Raw genomic sequence first — 15,967 nt, 5'->3', positions numbered from 1 at the left:
GAGGGCGTTTCCGGCGACGCGGCCGGAGTCGTGCGAGCTGTCATTCGAGGGTCGCGTACACGTCCGGCCGGTTGCGGCGCAGCGCGAGAGCCCACACGAGGCCGGCGACGAACGCGGCGGTCAGTACGGCGAGGAAGGCGTCGGCGAGGGTGGCCGAGCCGATGAGTACGTCGAAGTTGCTCACGACCAGCACCAGGATCGCCCCGAGTGCGGCGAGTGCGAGGACCGGAGCGATGGTGCCGCGCCACAGGCTCGTCGTCCGCGACCGGAGGAAGTGCACCACTATCGCGGCCGAGGTGAGGGCCAGTAGCGTGATCAGCCCGAGCGTCCCGGCGCCGCCGAACCACGCGTAGACCTGCGTGACGGGGTCGAGGGCGGCGATCGCCGTGACCGCGACGAGTACGCCTATCACCGCCGAAGTGAGCAGCGACGCGACGTGCGGCGACCGGTGTGCGGGGTGCACCGCACCGAGACTCAGCGGCAGGGCGCCCTGCCGGCCGAGGGCGAAGAGGTATCGCGACACCACGTTGTGCGCGGTGAGGATGCACGCGAAGAAGCTGGTGACCAGAAGTACTTGCACCACGTCGTGCGCGAACTGTGAGACATAGCGTGTCGCGAGCCCGGGCGCGAGCCCCTCGGGGTCCTGGGCGGCGAGATCGGCGGCGCGGGCCACCCCGAGCCCGTTGATCATCGCCCACGAGGAGAAGGCGTAGATCACGGCGATGAGAATCACCGAGATGTAGGTGGCGCGGGGAACGGTGCGGTCGGGGTCCTTCGCCTCGGAGCGGAACACCGCAGTCGCCTCGAAGCCGACGAACCCGAAGACCGCGAACATGATCCCGGTTCCGGTGGCGCCGCTCGTGAAAGCGCCCCAGGAAAGCGGCTCGGCAGAGAGTCCGTCCGCGCCGCCGCGGAACACGATCGCGAGGTCGACCAGCGCGACGATCCCGATCTCCGCGACCAGCAGCACGCCGAGCACACGGGCGCTCACCTCGACGTTGCGGTAGCCCAGGTAGCCGATCGCCGCGAGCCCGGCGGCGGAGAGGATCCACCACGGCACCGACACCCCGGTGAACGTGACGATCACGTTGCGGGCGGCGGCGCCGAGGTATCCGGTCACGGAGACGATCAGGACGGCGTAGGTGACCAGGGCGAGTGCTGCGGCGCCGAGCCCGACGGTGGTGCCGAGGCCGCGCTGGACGTACGAGTAGAAGGCACCTGCGTTCCGGACCTCGGGGGTCATCGCGGAGTAGCCGACGGTGAACAGCACCAGCACGATTCCGACGATCACGAAGTCGACGGGTGTCCCGATACCGTTCCCGGTACCGAGCATGAGTGGGATCAGGCCGGCGAAGACCGTGAGGGGCGCGGCGAAAGCCACCACCATGAAGACGATCTGCGGCACCCCGAGAGTGCGTTCGAGGCCGGTGCTGGCATCTGGTGCCTGCACTGCGCGCTGTTGCGTCATGAGATCACGATCCCGCCGACCCGGGCGCCCGCGGCGGTGAGGACCTCCGAAGCGGCACGTTCCGCTGCGCTGACGGCACCGTCGATGTAGCCCTGGTTCAGGATCGCCGTCTCCGTTCCGGCCCAATGGATCCGCCCGATCGGCCGACGGTCCGCGTCGGTGTACTGGGTCAGTGATCCGGGCGCGCGGGAACCGACGCAGCCGCTTATCCACGGCTCGTGGGTCCAGTCCTTCTCCAGGTACGCCACGGGGTTCGCGGCCTCGGGCCCGAACAGGGTGACCAGGTCGGCCAGGAAGGCGTCGCGGCGGGCAGCGGGATCGTCGAGAATCGCGTCGGTCCAGTGCTGACCGCGGCCCGCACCCGCGGTGCCGTGAAAGGTCAGCAGGATTCCGGCGCTCGCATCCGGCGGTGAGTTGTCGACCACGTAGTTCGCGACAGGCAGGTCGGAGACGGCCTGGCCGTTCAATCCCTGGTCGCGCCAGAAGGGGCGGTTGTAGACGGCGAACAGTTTGTTCTCCGATCCGCTGCTCCATCGGCGCTGCAGCATGCTGCGCCGAGTCGGGAGGTCGGGCGTGAACCGGATGCGCGCGGCGTCCCCTGGCGACATCGCGACGATGACGCGGTCCGCGCGGACGTCGAGTCGCGCGGATCGGACGAGCACACCGTCGGCATCCTGGTGGACGTCGGACACGGGGGAGTCGAGCACTACGGACGGCCCGAGGTCGGCGGCCATGCGGTCGGCGAGCGCCGCCGTGCCGCCCACCACGCGCGATTCCTGGGCACCGTCGGTGATGTTGATGGCGTGATCGATGCCGCCACCACCCTTGATCCGCGCGAGCTGGACCAGCAGCGAGGTGCTGTGCAGGTCCTCCGCATTGGTCACGGTGAAGGCCATCGTGAACATCTCCCTGGCCTCAGCGGTGAACGAGTGCTCGTCGATCCAGCGGCCGAAGGTGGTCGCGTCCCACTCTTGCGCCCGGCGCGCCGTCCACGGTGCTTCGAGGGGAATCGATTTCGCCATCCGCTCGAGCCGCAGTTGCAACTGGGCGAAGTCGGCGATCGCGAGTGGGCTCATCGGCGGGATCGTTCCGTCGTAGCGCTTGGACCGGCCGCGGCGGTGGTAGATCGATTTGCCGTTGATGAAGGTCTTGAACGTGGTGAGGCCGAGTTCGTCGATCAATGCGAGGACGCGATCTTGTCCGGGACCGACCCACTGGCCGCCGCCCTCGGTGATCACGCCGTCGGTCACCTGCAGGTTCATCGTCCGGCCGCCGACGCGGTCGCCGGCCTCGATCACCGCTACGGAACGTCCGGTCTGTGTGAGCCGCCGCGCCGCTGTCAGCCCGGAGATCCCGGCGCCGATCACCACGGCGTCGACGGTGCGCTGCTCGGTCATGCCGCCACCTTCTCGATGTGCGAGACGACGTGGTCCGCGATACGCAGGGCGAGCGCGTCGGGAAGATGATGGCCCATGCCCGGGATCACGATCTGGCGAGCGTGGGGGATCGCGGCGGCCGTCGCATCGCCGCCCGACGGTGCGACGATGAGATCGCGGTCGCCGTTGATCACCAACGTGGGCGCGGTGATCCGTGCCAGCTCGGCGGTGCGGTCGCCTGACGCGGCGATCGCCTGGATCTGCCGGGCCGTTCCGGCGACACCGTCGCCTGCGGTGCGGTTCCAGGTGGTGACGGCGTGCGCCGCCTCCTCGACCTCGTCGATCGGGTACGCCCTGCTGGCGAGGTGCGACGTCATCCGCAGGTGCGCACGGACGGCGCCCACTCGGTCGCGCGGGGGAGGACTCGCGATGAGTGCCATGGTCGACGGCGCCGGCTGTCCGACCTTCCGATCACCGGTGGTGGAGTACAGCGATGTCAGCGACGCGGTCAGTTCGGGATGCCGCGCGGCCACGGTCTGCGCAATCATGCCACCCATCGACCGCCCGACGATGTGTGTGCGGCTGATCCCGAGATGATCGATCAGCCGGGCCGCGTCGTCCGCCATGTCCGTCAGCGTGTAGGCATCGGGGCGGGCCTTGCCGAGCAGTTGCTGCAGTGTGTTCGGCGGCGGTGTCGTCGCATACGTCGACCGGCCGCAGTCTCGGTTGTCCATGCGGATCACGAGGAACCCCGTGGCGGTCAGCGCCGACACGAATCGATCCGACCAGGTAGTCAAGTCCTCGGCGAGGCCGGCGATGAGCAGCACGGGCGGTGCGCCGAACTGGCCGTCCATCCGATAGCAGACACGGATGCCGCCCGGGAGCTGGGCGAACCTGTCCTCGGTGTGCTCAGACACGGACGGCCTCCTTCTCCGTCGACGGTGCCGCGTCGTCCGTCGTGGAGCCGAACACCAGGGCGTCGTCGAGCAGCGGGCCGCGGAGGATCTTCGCGTCCTGCTGGTACGACATCGACATCTGGAACAGACCCGTGCCCTGCTTGGGGATGACGTCGCGGGCGCGCTGGGCGTAGCCGGAACTCAGGTCCACGATCGGCCGACGCTCCATGGCTGGGTCGGCTTCGACGCGGACGCTGTCGTACCCGAAGGCGTCCATGTGCTTGACGAGGTCGCAGAAGTAGCGGGCGAGGATCCCGACTTTCAGAGTCCACGCGGACGTCGTGTAACCGATCGAGATGGCCACGTTGGGGACCCCCGAGAGCAACGCTCCGCGGTAGGCGACCGTGTCCGGAAGGTGGATCGGGGCGCCGTCGACGTCGAAGTCGATGCCGCCGAGCAAACGCATGTTCAGTCCGGTCGCCGTGACGATGAGGTCGGCGTCGAGGTGCTCACCCGATTCGAGTGCGATCCCGGATTCGGTGAACCGTTCGATCCGGTCGGTCGTGATGGAGGCGGCGCCGGTGCTGAGCGCCTCGAAGAAGTCGCCGTCGGGGCACAGGCACAGGCGCTGATCCCAGGGGTCGTACGGCGGGTTGAAGTGCGTGTCGACGTCGTAGCCCTCCGGAAGGGATGTGGCGTTGACGCGCCGGATGATCGTGCGGGTGAGCTTCGGGAAGGCGCGCATGAGCTTGACCTGGGCGAGGTCGCTCCAGATGTTGAAGAACCGGGTCATCGCGTAGCCGCGCTGCTCGCCGAACACTCGGCTGAGCAGTTGGGCGAAGCTGTCGACCTTGGGCCACGGCACCACGTAGGTCGGCGTGCGCTGCAGCATGGTGACGTGCGCCGCGGCGCCCTCGTGATTCAGCATCGACGGGATCAACGTCACCGCTGTCGCGCCGCTGCCGACGACCACGACCTTCTTCCCGGCGTAGTCGTAGTCCTCGGGCCAGTGCTGGGGGTGGACGATGTCGCCCTTGAAGTCTTCTCGACCCTCGAAGTGCGGGGTGTAACCCTCGTCGTAGCGGTAGTAGCCGGTCCCGGCGAAGATCCAGTTCGTGGCGATGCGCCGGTCGCCGTCGGGAGTGCTCACGTCGAGGGTCCAGCGGGCGTCCTCGCTCGACCATGAGGCGCGCCGCACGGAGTGCTCGAATCGGAGCAGCCGATTGAGATCGAACTCGTCGAGCGTCTCCTGCAGGTAGTGCAGGATCTTCGGGGCCTCCGCGATCGCGTCCGGGTCGGTCCAGGCCTTGAACTCGTAGCCGAAGGTGTGCAGCCCGTTGTCCGAGCGGATGCCCGGGTACTTGAACAGATCCCACGTACCGCCGATGTTCGCGCGGCCCTCGAGGATCACCACCCGCTTGCCCGGGAACGCCTCGGTGATGTACTTCGCGGCGCCGATACCGGAGATACCGGCACCGACGATGACGATGTCGAATTCTTCGGTCTGCGGGAGTGTCTTCATCGTGAGCCCTTTCGGTGGTGACGCTGTGTCGGTAGTCACTTGGTGTGCCTACGACCGTGCCGGTCCGGCCCTCGTGTGGTCCACAACACACTGCGCCCTGTTCTCAAGTGGAGCAGTGCAGGGTGCACATGTCCGCACGGAGGGCCGCCGTCGAATCGCATCGACTGGTGCAAGGTGTTGCGTAGGCCGATCGAGGATGTTGCATCTCGCGGTAGCGCGTGGAGGGTTCGCCGCGACACCGTGAGAACAGTCACGAGACACGGATCACATCTCACGAAGGAACGGCACCATGCGCGAATTGCTTTTCGCCGCAGCGGACATCTGGATGATCGCCATCGGATTCACCTGCGGCATCAAATTCATCAGGAAGTACTCGAACTGGCTGATCGGCCTCGAGTGGATCATCATGGCCACGTCGGGCAGCAACTTCCTGGTCTACGGCATCACCAAGGCCGGCACCGATTCGCCGATGTATCACTTCGCGTTCTTTCTGGACGCCTTCTCCCGGTCGATCGGTTTCACGGTGATCCTGGTCCTCGGCCTGCTCGTCGTCACACACCGGTACAAGCCCACGAGGACCGTCGAGGTGGGCGCCTTTGCCCTCGCAGCGGTGCTCGGCTTCCTGCTGTCCGAGTTCGCAACCGAGATCGGCACGTCCGGAAAGGTGTTCTTCCTGGTGATGGCGCTGGGTGTCAGCGCGTTCTTCGTGTATTACGGGCAGCGACTGTGGGCGCTCGGCGAGCGCACCCATGCGGTCTGGGTGTGGGTCGCGACGGTGTTGAACGTGGTGGTGGCGTCGATCTACGACTTCTGGCATATTCCCGGCGACGACGCCGACCACACGCTGTTCTACATTCTGGCGCTGTTCACCTGGGGCCTGGCGATGCTTGCCGTGTACCGGTCTTACGTGGTGTTCGACGCGCACAACCGCGCAGCCGACGCTTTCAGGGGCGCCGCCCCGGCCGTCGTGGACGGGGTGAAGAACGCATGACCATCGCGCGCACCGCCTACTCGGCATTCTCCGGCTGGATCGATCCGCCGGCCGACGTCCGTGCTCCGCTGGCGGAGAATCTGGCCTGCTCTGTTGTCGTGATCGGCGGTGGCCTCGCCGGCATGGCGACGGCGCTGCGGCTCGCAGAGCACGGCGTGGACACTGTGCTGCTGGAGGCGGAGTTCTGCGGGTACGGTTCCGGCTCACGCAACGCAGGCCAACTGGCCAGCGCTCCCGGCGGGGACATCCAGCTGCTGGACCTGTTGTACCGCAAACGGATGCCCGCGCTGATCCGGATGACGGAGAACGCGGCCGCCCATGTCGAAGAGCTGATCGAGGCGCGCGGCATCGATTGCGACTACGAGGCCACCGGCAACGTCTTCGCCGCGGTGTCCCGCGGCCAGCTCGGGCGGACCCGGCGAATCGCGAAGGTCCTCCGCCGGGCCGGCGCCCAGGTCGCGGAAGGCGACGCCCGCGAACTGGGGATACCCCACGGCTTTCTCGGCGGTATGCGGGAGGTCAACGGAGGCATCCTGAATCCAGGGAAGTTCCTCCGCGGGTTGCGCACCGCAGTCCTCGGTTCGTCGGTCCGGGTCTTCGAGCAGTCGAAGGTGACAGACGTTGTCCGCGACGGGGACGATGTAGTCGTCGAGACGCCCGGCGGCATCGTCCGGGCGGGCACCGTCGTGCTCGCCACAAACGCCAATGCTGGGGAGTGGGACATCACTCCGAAGCGATTGTCCTCCCCGATGTGGGTGACAGAGGCCGAGACCGAGCCGATCGACCCGGAGCGGCTCGCCGCACTCGGCTGGACCAGCCGCTCCGGTCTCGTCACGCAGCACAACATAATGGAGAACTACCGCCTCACCGCGCGCAACACCATCGTCTTCGGAGTGCGCAGGATCGAGCGCGCCGTCGACTACCCGCTTCCCGAGCGCACTCCTGCCCCGTCGGTGGTCGCGGAACTCGCCGATGCGTTCCACCGCCGGTTCCCACCGCTGGCCGACGTGGCCGTCGCGAAGGCGTGGGGCGGCTGGATCGGGATCACCGCGACCTGGCTGCCCGTGGCCGGGACGGTCGGGGGCAACGTCTACTACTCTCTCGCGTGCAACGGTCACGGACTCGCACAGGCGACCTACATCGGATCGCTCATCGCCGACCGGATCGCGACCGGAAACACGCCGGACGACTTGGCAACCGTGTGGGCCGACGAACCGCGGTTCGGCCGAGCTGTAGGCCTGATCATGGGCCGCCTCGGAGTCCGCGCCGCATGGGCGCTCGACCGGTTCAACGACGCCGTCAACGGAAGCATGCGAACCGCGCGGCGACGCTACGCGGATGCGGCATGCCGTCCGCGTTGAGGCGGCGTTGTCGACGGCTGCTGCTGCTTCGAGGAGCCGTCAATCCTCCGACGACGCGCCGTCTGGGTCCTGCTTGTCGCGCAGTTCGCGGCCCTTGCGGCGCTGTTCTTCCGCTCGTTCGCGGATCGATCGGAGGAACTCCTCGTCGTCGTCTGGGTTGGACGGCGCCGATCTGCCCGGCCGTTCGTACTCGGGATAGCCGGTCGTTCGGGCGGGTGCGGGGGCGCCTTCCGGGCGGCCGACGAGGAACCACACGAGCGAGCCGACGAGCGGCAGCAGAATCACGATGATGAGCCACGCGATCTTCGGCAGATGCCGGACGCGGTACTCCTCGGCCACGACGACGTCGATGAGCGCTATCGCCCAGACCACCAGCACGATCAGACCGAAGTACGGCACCATACACCCCCAGAAGAGACTCTCCCGTCCGATAGTGCCATGTATGCCGGGAACAGGGCGACTCCTGCGCTCACCACGGCGTGGTTCTCCCACCCAGCAGGACCACGCATAGATGTCGACTCGGTGCGTGCGATGCTCGATGAAACAGTCCGCGATCGGGGAGTGAGTACATGTCCGACCTTGTCCGCCATGGTTCGTCAGCGTCGATTCTCGGAGCGATCTGATGTTCGTCGGTCTCGGTCTCCCCGTTGTCACCGCCTACCCTCCGACCACTCAGGTCTGGGAGGCGGGTGCGGGCATCGCCGAGTTGGCGACCGTGACGAAGGCTGCTGACCAGCTGGGTTATCACCACGTGACGTGCAGTGAACACGTGGCGGTGCCGGTCGACGTCGCCGCAGAACGGGGCGGCGTCTATTGGGATCCGCTCGCCACGTTCGGATATCTGGCCGCAGTCACCGACCGCATTCGATTCGCCACCAGCGTGTTGGTCCTCGTTTATCACCATCCGCTCGAGGTCGCGAAACGCTACGGCACCCTCGACCAGGTGTCCGGTGGACGACTGGTCCTCGGCGTCGGCGTCGGCAGCCTGCGCGAGGAGTTCGAGCTCCTCGACATGCCCTTCGACGACCGCGGCGCCCGTGCCGACGACGCGCTCGCGGCTATCCGGTCGGCGTTATCCACCGGTACTCCGACGCACGACGGTCCGTTCTACGCGTACGACGACGTGATGGTGGAGCCGCACGCCGTGCAGGATTCGGTTCCGGTCTGGGTCGGTGGACGCACCCGTCGGGCGCTCCGCCGAGCTGTTGACCTGGGTGACGGGTTTAGCCCGTTCGCCTTGACGCCGGAGCAGGTGTCCCAGATGCTGTCGAGCGTCGACCTTCCCGATGGTTTCGACGTCGTCCTCACGAGCGGACTGCTCGATCCGCTCGGTGATCCCGAGGACACCCGCCGCCGGTTGGAGAGTCTGCGCGAAGCGGGAGCGACGATCATCACGGCGTCGCTCACCGCATCGAGCCTCGCGCACTACACCGATCAGCTCGCCGAGCTACGGGCCGTCGCCGAATCGATCGGTGCGCGCTTCGACGCGACTACAGCGCCGTGACGTAGTCGAAGTAGTTCGGAGTCGTGTCTTCGCGGAGGCGGCTGAGCCGACGGTAGCTGATCAGCCAGCGGCCGTTCTCCTTGCGGTACTCCTCGTGGTAGTGGCCATATCCGTGGAGATGCTCCTCGTGATCGCCGTTGGTCCACCAGAGCTTGTCCTCCATCGCCCAGATGCCGCGGGCGGTGGTGTCCGACGTCAGTTCGATCTCCGGCATGTGGCCGTGATGCACCGTCGTCACCTTGACGTCGCCGTCGAGGAAGCTGCTGATCGCGGCCGTCAGCTTCTCCTTTCCAACGATCCGATTCGACGTGCCGCCGGTCTTCGGCTGCTTGTCGGCCGGCAGTCCTCCCCAGGTCTCGGAGACCACATCGTTGGTGTGCAGCGTCGGATAGACCTCCCACTCCTTGTTGTCCATGCAGCGGAGGCGAGCGCAGAACGTCCGCTTGATCTCCTCGATTGCCATGAGCTGGTCGGCGGTGCTGAGAGTGAGTTGAGCAGTCATGGTTTCAACGTGGCAGGGGTGGCTTGCTGCAACAAGCAGTAGTTCCATTCACTGGAAGCGGGCTGAGATGGAGTCCGGAGTCCTGCGAGCATGGCGGTGTCCCCGCCTGACCAGCTCAGGCGGGGTTCCGCACCACGTCGACCCCTGGTGGGGCCGGCGGTCCCGGCGGTGGTGCCGGGATCCGGCACGACAACCATTTCTCGACCGCCGACCCGGACTGAGTGGCACGGATCGCGGGGAGCAGCTTCTCGGGCTGCAGCGAGTGGTTGACTTTCCACGGCTGGTTCGAGCCGGTGGGCCGCCATCCGACCCGGCCCTTGAATGGGCCAGAGGTGAGGACGGTGGTCTCCCATCCGCCGGGTGTGGTGGAGACGCTGCGGTTGTGTCCTCCGCAGGCCCCTCCGAGGTGGTCGATGTCGGTGGGTCCGCCGTCTTGCCAGTCGGGCATGTGATGCGCCTGAGTCCGTGACCACGGGGTAGTGCATCCGGGTGCGGTGCATCCGCGGTCCCGACCGAACAACGCGAGCCGCTGAGCCAGCGAGGCGAGGCGCTTGCCGCGACCCAGGTGCAGGATCTGCGAAGACTGGCCTTCGAACACTTCAAGCCACGGCGTGGCGTCGGCTGCGATGTCGACAAGGTCGGTGACCGGCAGACGCGTGCCGGTGGCGGTGACCGCAACACCGGCACGGTTCTCGAGGTCCTCCAGCGAAGCGGTGACCACGAGGTGGGCGGGGAGGGCGACGGAATCACCGAGGGCACCGTTGGCGAGCAGATGGTCGAGCATCGCCTCGAGCGCGTCGTGATTGCGCTGGGACTGCGAGCGCGTGTCGCGCTCACGCGCGGCGGCGAGCGCTTCCGCATCTGCACCGTAGGCCGCGCCGCGCGGGGACTCGGGGTCGTCGGGATTGTTCATCCCGGGCTCTGCCCAGAGGGTGAGAACGGCTTCGAGCTTGGCTCGAAGCGACGGCGACAGTTGCGCCAGGATCTTGGACATCAGCCGCTTGTCCTGCGGTTGGATCGCAAATCCCCGAGTCCGGGCGCGATCGGCATCGTCGGTCAACGACCCGTCGGGGTCCAGGTGGGCCAGTATCCGGCGACCGACCTCCCGGGTGCCCTCCGGCGTCAACTGCCGAGACAACTCGGCGAGCTCGGCTTCGGCACGGGCCTTGTCCTCGGCCGGAATCGCAGCGGGGATCTCCTCGATGACCGCCACGATCTCGCTGACGTGGTCGACCGACAAGTCGCCATCGGCGACCGCTGCCGCAGTGGCCGGCAAGACCGGGTCGAGCTGATCGCCCGAGTAGTTGCACATCGGGCTGATCGCCAAGGCTGCGGCGACGCGGCGCTTGCTGGAGCCGAGGCCCAGGCGCAGGGCGGCGGTGAGGTACTTGCCCGGCGTCTGAACGCCGGCTTTGCGGTAGGCCCCGCGGGTGGAGACCTCCGCGTACAGCCGTGCACCGATGCCGTCGGACCGGCGATTGGAACGTTCGAAGACCTCGGACATGTCGAGCACGTCGTCGTCGGTCATCGGAGTCAGTGACACCGCGGACAGTTTCACTGCTACTGCGTCTTGCAGGCGGGCGAGCTCTAGAGGCGAATCGGGGAGATCGAATGTGTCGGTCATGGTGCTCGCCTCCTTTCAGCTGCTGTGTTGATGTCTCCAGTATAGCCAGTGGGTGTGACAAATCATATCAAGATCGATAATTAGTTCGAACTAGATGGCGACAATGCTTCGACTCGCTTCGCTCGCTCAACGGGCAGTGCGAGTTGCGATCGATCAGGGGGCAGTGGGGGCGTGTCCTATGGGCGGGGCGACCGGGGGCTTTGCTCGGAACGGCTCAGGCGGCTGGGCCACCAGACCTTCTGTCCGATGTCGTGCACCAGGGCCGGGACCAGCAGGGTCCGAACGATCAGGGCGTCGAGCAGCACTCCGAACGCGACGATGAAGGCGATCTGCGCGAGGAAGATCAGCGGAATCACCGAGAGCGCGGAGAAGGTGGCGGCAAGGACGACACCTGCCGACGTGATCACTCCGCCTGTCACGGTCAACGCCTTGATGATCCCTCGACGCGTCCCGATCTGGAGGGCTTCTTCACGGGCGCGTGTCATCAGGAAGATGTTGTAGTCGATCCCGAGTGCCACCAGGAACACGAAGGCGAACAGCGGGACGACGGGATCCGCACCGGGGAACCCGAGGATGTGGTTGAACACGATCGACGAGATCCCGAGTGTGGCCGCGAACGAGAGGATCACCGTCGCCATCAGGATCAACGGCGCGAGGATCGAGCGGAGCAGCAGACACAGGATCAGCAGGACGACCAGGCTCACGACGGGAATGATCAGATTCTTGTCGTGCGTCGCGGTGGTTTTCGTGTCCAAGTCGACGGCTGTCGAACCGCCGACAAGGGCATCGGAGCCGTCGACGGACCGGACGGCGTCGCGGAGTCGGACGACAGTGTCCTCGGCGGCGAGCGAGTCTGCGGGATCGGTGAGTTCGGCTCGGAGCGCGGAGCGGCCGTCCACGGTCTTGGGAGCGGCGCCCGGGTCGCCGACAGGGGTCACGGCGGCGACTCCGTCGACGCCTGCCGCAGCTTTCTGAACTGCGGCGACTGTTCCCGAGCTCGTGATGATGAGCGCGGGGGATCCGGCGTCCGCGTCGAAATGCGCTGAGAGGACTTCCTGACCGCGTTGTGAGTCGACGGTGACGAGGAACGTGTCCGACTGGGCGACGCCGTCGGCCTTGAAGGACGGCATGAGGGCGGCGAAGATGCCGAGAAGCAGCGCGCAGGCCACCCAGATCGTGCGCGGACGGCGCGAGACCTGCCGCGCGAGCGCTGCCCAGATGCGGTGAGACTGCTCGGCATCGGCAGGTCGTGACACCGTGTGGACGGGAGTCCGCGGCCAGAAGGCGCGCCGTCCGATGAGCGCGAGAACCGCGGGCAGGAATGTCATCGACGCGATCAGCGACGCTGCGATTCCGATGGCGGCGACCGGCCCGAGGCTGCGGTTCGAGTTCAGATCCGACAGCAGCAGGCACAGAACGCCGGCGATCACGGTGCCCGCTGACGCGGCGACCGGTTCGATGGTCGCCCGCCATGCGGTGCGCATCGCGTCGTACTTGTCGTCCGTTGTGGAGAGTTCCTCCCGGTAACGGGCGACGAGCAGGAGTGCGTAATCGGTCGCGGCGCCGAACACCAGGATGAAGAGGATGCCCTGGCTCTGGCCGTTGAGCGTGATCGTGTCGGTGGACGCGAGCCAGTACGCGACCGCACTGGCCAGAGCGAGCGCAAAGATCGCCGACAGGATGACGACGAACGGAAGGATGGGACTCCGGTACACGACGATGAGGATCAGGATCACGACGATGCCTGCCACGAGCAGGAGGAGCCCGTCGATTCCGCCGAACGCTTCGGTCAGGTCTGCGGCGGTTCCCGCGGGCCCGGTCACATACATGGACAAGCCGTCGGGCGCGCCCGTGGCGAGCACCTCGCGCAACTCTTCGACGACGGCCGCGACGTCGCTCGTCGAATCGATCGGAACGACGACTCGCGCGGCTGCGCCGTCCTGCGACTGCACGGCGGGTGAGGCGGCCCGAACGGCTTGGTTCGCGTCAGCTGCGGCGGCGGTCGCCGTCTGCAGGAAGTCGATGTCGGCGGGGGTGACTCCAGAATCGCGTGACGCGGCGATGATCGCCGGGACGCTGGTGCTGTCGATGAATGACGATTCGAGCTCCGCCACCTCGGTTGCTTCTGCAGACGCAGGTAGAAATGACGAGTTGTCGTTGGTCTGAACGTCGCCGAGGCGGCCGGCGAACTGTCCGCCCATCGATCCGACGATGAGCCAAACGATGATCAAGAGTGCGGGGATGAGCCATCGTTTGCGACTCGTCGGCTGTTCTGTGTCTGCGAGGTCGGGCACGGAGTCCTCCGAGATCGTCGTGGGGCCGCGATGTGTCGTGCTCACGTACCGCAATTAAAGCTCAGTCTACTGAGTAATTCAACGGTCCGAATCCCGCGCCCGTTCGGAGGTAGGTTGATCGGCGTGAACGATGGATACGCAGGGTGGCCGACCGGGCGGTTGCTCTCGATGGCGGCGCGCCTGGTGGAGCACGAATGGGAGAGTGTGCTCCGCGAGTACGACATGTCGAGCGCCGGCCTCGTGGTGTTGCACACCGTCGCCGCCGGGCCGTCTTCGCAGCGTGAGATCGCGCGGGCCGCCAGGGTGACCGACCAGACCGCGAGCCACACGATCGAACGGCTCGTGCGCAGTGGATACGTCACGCGGGAAGTTGATCCCGGGGATCATCGTCGCAGGGTTGTCGCCGCGACTGCCGCGGGCCGCACTGTGTACGAGTCGCTGGTGGAACGGGAACGCACGGATCCTCGCCTGATCGCCGCGATCGGCGACTCCAAGGCGGAACTCCGCGCGATACTGCTCAAGCTCATCGAGATGCAGAGTGAGGGTGAATTGCCCTAGGGCGATCCGCCGAACGGCCGAATTCATGCCGTTCGGTGGACATCGTCGCCGCCCGCCGCCTACGGTACCCACCAGTTGATCGATCGATCGATTGGCTGTTCGCCTCATAGGCGTCGGCCGGTGACTCGGGTCCGTGGGGGGCCCGAGTCATCGTCGGCCGATGACAGGCGTCGCGATGAGTGATAGCAAGGATTGATGACCAGCGATGCGATGACGTGGACATCCGACGACCTTCCCGACTTCACCGGTCGGACGGTGATCGTCACCGGCGCGAACAGTGGGCTGGGTCTGGTGGCGGCTCGGGAGTTCGCGCGAGTCGGTGCGCACGTCGTCCTCGCTGTCCGTGACACGACCAAAGGCGAGAAGGCCGCGGCATCTCTGAGCGGACACACCGACGTCCGACGCCTCGACCTCGCGGACCTTTCGTCGATCCGCGACTTCGCGCGCGACTGGAGCGGCGACATCGCCGTCCTGGCGAACAATGCGGGTGTGATGAATGTGCCCGAGTCGCGGACCGCGGACGGGTTCGAGATGCAGGTCGGCACCAACCACCTGGGTCATTTCGCCCTCACGAATCTGCTGCTTCCGCACGTCACAGACCGAGTCGTCACGATGTCGTCGATGATGCACCGCAGTGGCCGAATCGACCTCGCCGATCTCAACTGGGAACGGCGCGGCTACAACAGGGCGACCGCGTACGGGCAGTCGAAACTCGCCAACCTGCTGTTCTCGCTCGAGTTGCAGCGCAAGCTGACCGCCGCGGGGTCGACGGTCCGATCGATGGCCGCCCATCCCGGCTACGCGGCCACCAACCTGCAGACCCGCACCGGTAATCCGGTGTTCGACTGGGGTGGACGGATCGGCAACAAGGTGATCGCACAGTCGGCTGAGGCGGGGACGTGGCCGATGCTGTTCGCCGCGAGCCAGGACCTGCCGGGCGGATCGTACGTCGGACCCGACGGACTCAACGAGATGCGCGGTCACCCGGCGCTCGCGGGCCGCACCGCCCGCGCGAGCGACCTCGATGTCGCGACGAAGTTGTGGGACCTGTCGGCGGAGTTGACCGGCGTCTCGTTCGCCCTCTGACGCCCTATACCCAGGCGAAGCCGTCGGGGTCGGTGAACGCGCCGGCGTCGGACGACACGAGGAGGCGATGGGACCCGTTGCCGTCAGCGGGCACGCCGGCGTTCTTGGCGGTGGCCTTGCGGCTCTGCAGTGCGAGGGTGATCTGTCCGTCGCCCTTCTCGAATTCGACGTACTTGCGGCCGAAGCTCTTCGCGACGGTCAGGCCCTTGTCGACGTAGAACGCCTTCGTGGCCGCCACGTCGGACGCGCCGAGCAGCAGGACGACCGAGTCGACGACGCCCAGAGGCGCTCCGGTGGCCTTCTTCGTCGACGACGCGAGCGTCCACACGGTGCCGTCGGGCGCCTCGAGGGTCGCGCCGTACCCCCAGAGGGACTTCGACGCGGGCTTGACGATCTTCGCCCCTGCGGCGACGGCGGCGTCGAAGAACCCGTCGACCACGCCGGCGTCGGCGACGACGAGGGAGACTGCGAAGCCGCGGAAGCCCGATGACGGTTCGTCGGAGTGCTCGACGCGGAGCAGGTCGCCGAGGCCGAAGGCCGAGTTGTAGAAGGTCCGCGTCGCGTCGACGTCGGATGCGGTGATTGTGAGTGTGTTGATCGATGTCATGGGAAGAACGCTACGGCGGTCTGCGCGACTCCCGCTTCTCGAAAACTGATCGATGCGGGATGCAGTCCGTGACGCTCGACGCCGCTCTCTGGCACAGATTTGCCGTTAGTCCGAACAGATGATTAATTTCGTGTCGAAACTGCCGTCTCATTGCGCAGAACGGTCCGCGACGTGGCTA

The 15,967-nt window shown here is 66.8% G+C and carries 14 protein-coding genes; 5 read left to right on the top strand and 9 right to left on the bottom strand.

Annotated features, from left to right (window positions below; genetic code table 11):
* Positions 1-40 precede the first annotated feature (40 nt).
* Genes WFK36_RS12415 through WFK36_RS12400 form a run of 4 tightly spaced genes read right to left on the bottom strand, consistent with a single transcriptional unit; the run spans position 41 to position 5,262 of the window.
* Positions 41-1,468, bottom strand: coding sequence for an APC family permease (locus WFK36_RS12415; protein WP_336792031.1), 1,428 nt, complete (start codon positions 1,466-1,468; stop codon positions 41-43).
* Complete coding sequence (locus WFK36_RS12410) at positions 1,465-2,865, bottom strand: flavin monoamine oxidase family protein (RefSeq protein WP_336792030.1); 1,401 nt, start codon at positions 2,863-2,865, stop codon at positions 1,465-1,467. Before WFK36_RS12410 ends, WFK36_RS12415 begins: the two co-directional genes overlap by 4 nt.
* Positions 2,862-3,761: an alpha/beta fold hydrolase gene (locus WFK36_RS12405; protein WP_336792029.1), complete on the bottom strand. Its 900-nt coding sequence runs from the start codon at positions 3,759-3,761 to the stop codon at positions 2,862-2,864. Before WFK36_RS12405 ends, WFK36_RS12410 begins: the two co-directional genes overlap by 4 nt.
* Positions 3,754-5,262 carry a flavin-containing monooxygenase gene (locus WFK36_RS12400; RefSeq protein WP_336792028.1) on the bottom strand — a complete coding sequence of 503 codons (1,509 nt, stop codon included), beginning with the start codon at positions 5,260-5,262 and terminating at the stop codon, positions 3,754-3,756. The genes WFK36_RS12405 and WFK36_RS12400 overlap by 8 nt, the downstream gene beginning before the upstream one ends.
* 289 nt (positions 5,263-5,551) lie before the next feature.
* On the opposite strand from WFK36_RS12400, the gene WFK36_RS12395 reads away from it, so the two are divergent.
* The gene (locus WFK36_RS12395) at positions 5,552-6,253 is read left to right on the top strand and encodes a transporter (protein WP_336792026.1); all 702 of its coding nucleotides are present in this window, start codon (positions 5,552-5,554) and stop codon (positions 6,251-6,253) included.
* Positions 6,250-7,614 carry an NAD(P)/FAD-dependent oxidoreductase gene (locus WFK36_RS12390; RefSeq protein ID WP_336792025.1) on the top strand — a complete coding sequence of 455 codons (1,365 nt, stop codon included), beginning with the start codon at positions 6,250-6,252 and terminating at the stop codon, positions 7,612-7,614. The genes WFK36_RS12395 and WFK36_RS12390 overlap by 4 nt, the downstream gene beginning before the upstream one ends.
* Positions 7,615-7,653: 39 nt before the next feature.
* Here WFK36_RS12390 and WFK36_RS12385 read toward each other — a convergent pair whose 3' ends face one another.
* The gene (locus WFK36_RS12385) at positions 7,654-8,013 is read right to left on the bottom strand and encodes a PLD nuclease N-terminal domain-containing protein (RefSeq protein ID WP_336792528.1); all 360 of its coding nucleotides are present in this window, start codon (positions 8,011-8,013) and stop codon (positions 7,654-7,656) included.
* A gap of 223 nt (positions 8,014-8,236) precedes the next feature.
* On the opposite strand from WFK36_RS12385, the gene WFK36_RS12380 reads away from it, so the two are divergent.
* Complete coding sequence (locus tag WFK36_RS12380; RefSeq protein WP_336792024.1) at positions 8,237-9,118, top strand: LLM class F420-dependent oxidoreductase; 882 nt, start codon at positions 8,237-8,239, stop codon at positions 9,116-9,118.
* Here WFK36_RS12380 and WFK36_RS12375 read toward each other — a convergent pair.
* The 3 genes from WFK36_RS12375 to WFK36_RS12365 all read right to left on the bottom strand — a co-directional run bounded on the left by WFK36_RS12375 (position 9,105) and on the right by WFK36_RS12365 (position 13,538).
* Positions 9,105-9,620, bottom strand: a complete 516-nt coding sequence (locus WFK36_RS12375) for a nuclear transport factor 2 family protein (protein WP_336792023.1) — start codon at positions 9,618-9,620, stop codon at positions 9,105-9,107. The two genes, WFK36_RS12380 and WFK36_RS12375, sit on opposite strands and share 14 nt — an antisense overlap.
* Before the next feature lie 115 nt (positions 9,621-9,735).
* A complete protein-coding gene (locus WFK36_RS12370) occupies positions 9,736-11,244 on the bottom strand; it encodes an HNH endonuclease signature motif containing protein (RefSeq protein WP_336792022.1) in 1,509 nt (502 codons plus the stop codon).
* Positions 11,245-11,420: 176 nt separating this feature from the next.
* Complete coding sequence (locus WFK36_RS12365; protein WP_336792526.1) at positions 11,421-13,538, bottom strand: MMPL family transporter; 2,118 nt, start codon at positions 13,536-13,538, stop codon at positions 11,421-11,423.
* Positions 13,539-13,706: 168 nt separating this feature from the next.
* Between WFK36_RS12365 and WFK36_RS12360 the strand changes: the two genes are divergently transcribed.
* Together WFK36_RS12360 and WFK36_RS12355 are read left to right on the top strand one after the other, a co-directional pair.
* Positions 13,707-14,096, top strand: coding sequence for a MarR family winged helix-turn-helix transcriptional regulator (locus tag WFK36_RS12360; protein ID WP_336792524.1), 390 nt, complete (start codon positions 13,707-13,709; stop codon positions 14,094-14,096).
* A gap of 195 nt (positions 14,097-14,291) precedes the next feature.
* Complete coding sequence (locus WFK36_RS12355) at positions 14,292-15,182, top strand: oxidoreductase (RefSeq protein WP_336792020.1); 891 nt, start codon at positions 14,292-14,294, stop codon at positions 15,180-15,182.
* 4 nt (positions 15,183-15,186) lie between these two features.
* Here WFK36_RS12355 and WFK36_RS12350 read toward each other — a convergent pair whose 3' ends face one another.
* Positions 15,187-15,789 carry a glyoxalase gene (locus WFK36_RS12350; protein WP_336792019.1) on the bottom strand — a complete coding sequence of 201 codons (603 nt, stop codon included), beginning with the start codon at positions 15,787-15,789 and terminating at the stop codon, positions 15,187-15,189.
* Between the last annotated feature and the right edge of the window lie 178 nt (positions 15,790-15,967).

The organism is Gordonia malaquae (genome assembly GCF_037148075.1).
GTDB lineage: Bacteria > Actinomycetota > Actinomycetes > Mycobacteriales > Mycobacteriaceae > Gordonia > Gordonia malaquae.
This window is presented reverse-complemented; position numbering and strand designations above follow the sequence as displayed.

Coding starts and splice junctions, on each gene's coding strand:
- WFK36_RS12415 (WP_336792031.1), bottom strand. CDS start 1,468: ATGACGCAACAGCGCGCAGTGCAGGCACCAGATGCCAGCACCGGCCTC.
- WFK36_RS12410 (WP_336792030.1), bottom strand. CDS start 2,865: ATGACCGAGCAGCGCACCGTCGACGCCGTGGTGATCGGCGCCGGGATC.
- WFK36_RS12400 (WP_336792028.1), bottom strand. CDS start 5,262: ATGAAGACACTCCCGCAGACCGAAGAATTCGACATCGTCATCGTCGGT.
- WFK36_RS12395 (WP_336792026.1), top strand. CDS start 5,552: ATGCGCGAATTGCTTTTCGCCGCAGCGGACATCTGGATGATCGCCATC.
- WFK36_RS12390 (WP_336792025.1), top strand. CDS start 6,250: ATGACCATCGCGCGCACCGCCTACTCGGCATTCTCCGGCTGGATCGAT.
- WFK36_RS12380 (WP_336792024.1), top strand. CDS start 8,237: ATGTTCGTCGGTCTCGGTCTCCCCGTTGTCACCGCCTACCCTCCGACC.
- WFK36_RS12375 (WP_336792023.1), bottom strand. CDS start 9,620: ATGACTGCTCAACTCACTCTCAGCACCGCCGACCAGCTCATGGCAATC.
- WFK36_RS12370 (WP_336792022.1), bottom strand. CDS start 11,244: ATGACCGACACATTCGATCTCCCCGATTCGCCTCTAGAGCTCGCCCGC.
- WFK36_RS12360 (WP_336792524.1), top strand. CDS start 13,707: ATGGCGGCGCGCCTGGTGGAGCACGAATGGGAGAGTGTGCTCCGCGAG.
- WFK36_RS12355 (WP_336792020.1), top strand. CDS start 14,292: ATGACCAGCGATGCGATGACGTGGACATCCGACGACCTTCCCGACTTC.
- WFK36_RS12350 (WP_336792019.1), bottom strand. CDS start 15,789: ATGACATCGATCAACACACTCACAATCACCGCATCCGACGTCGACGCG.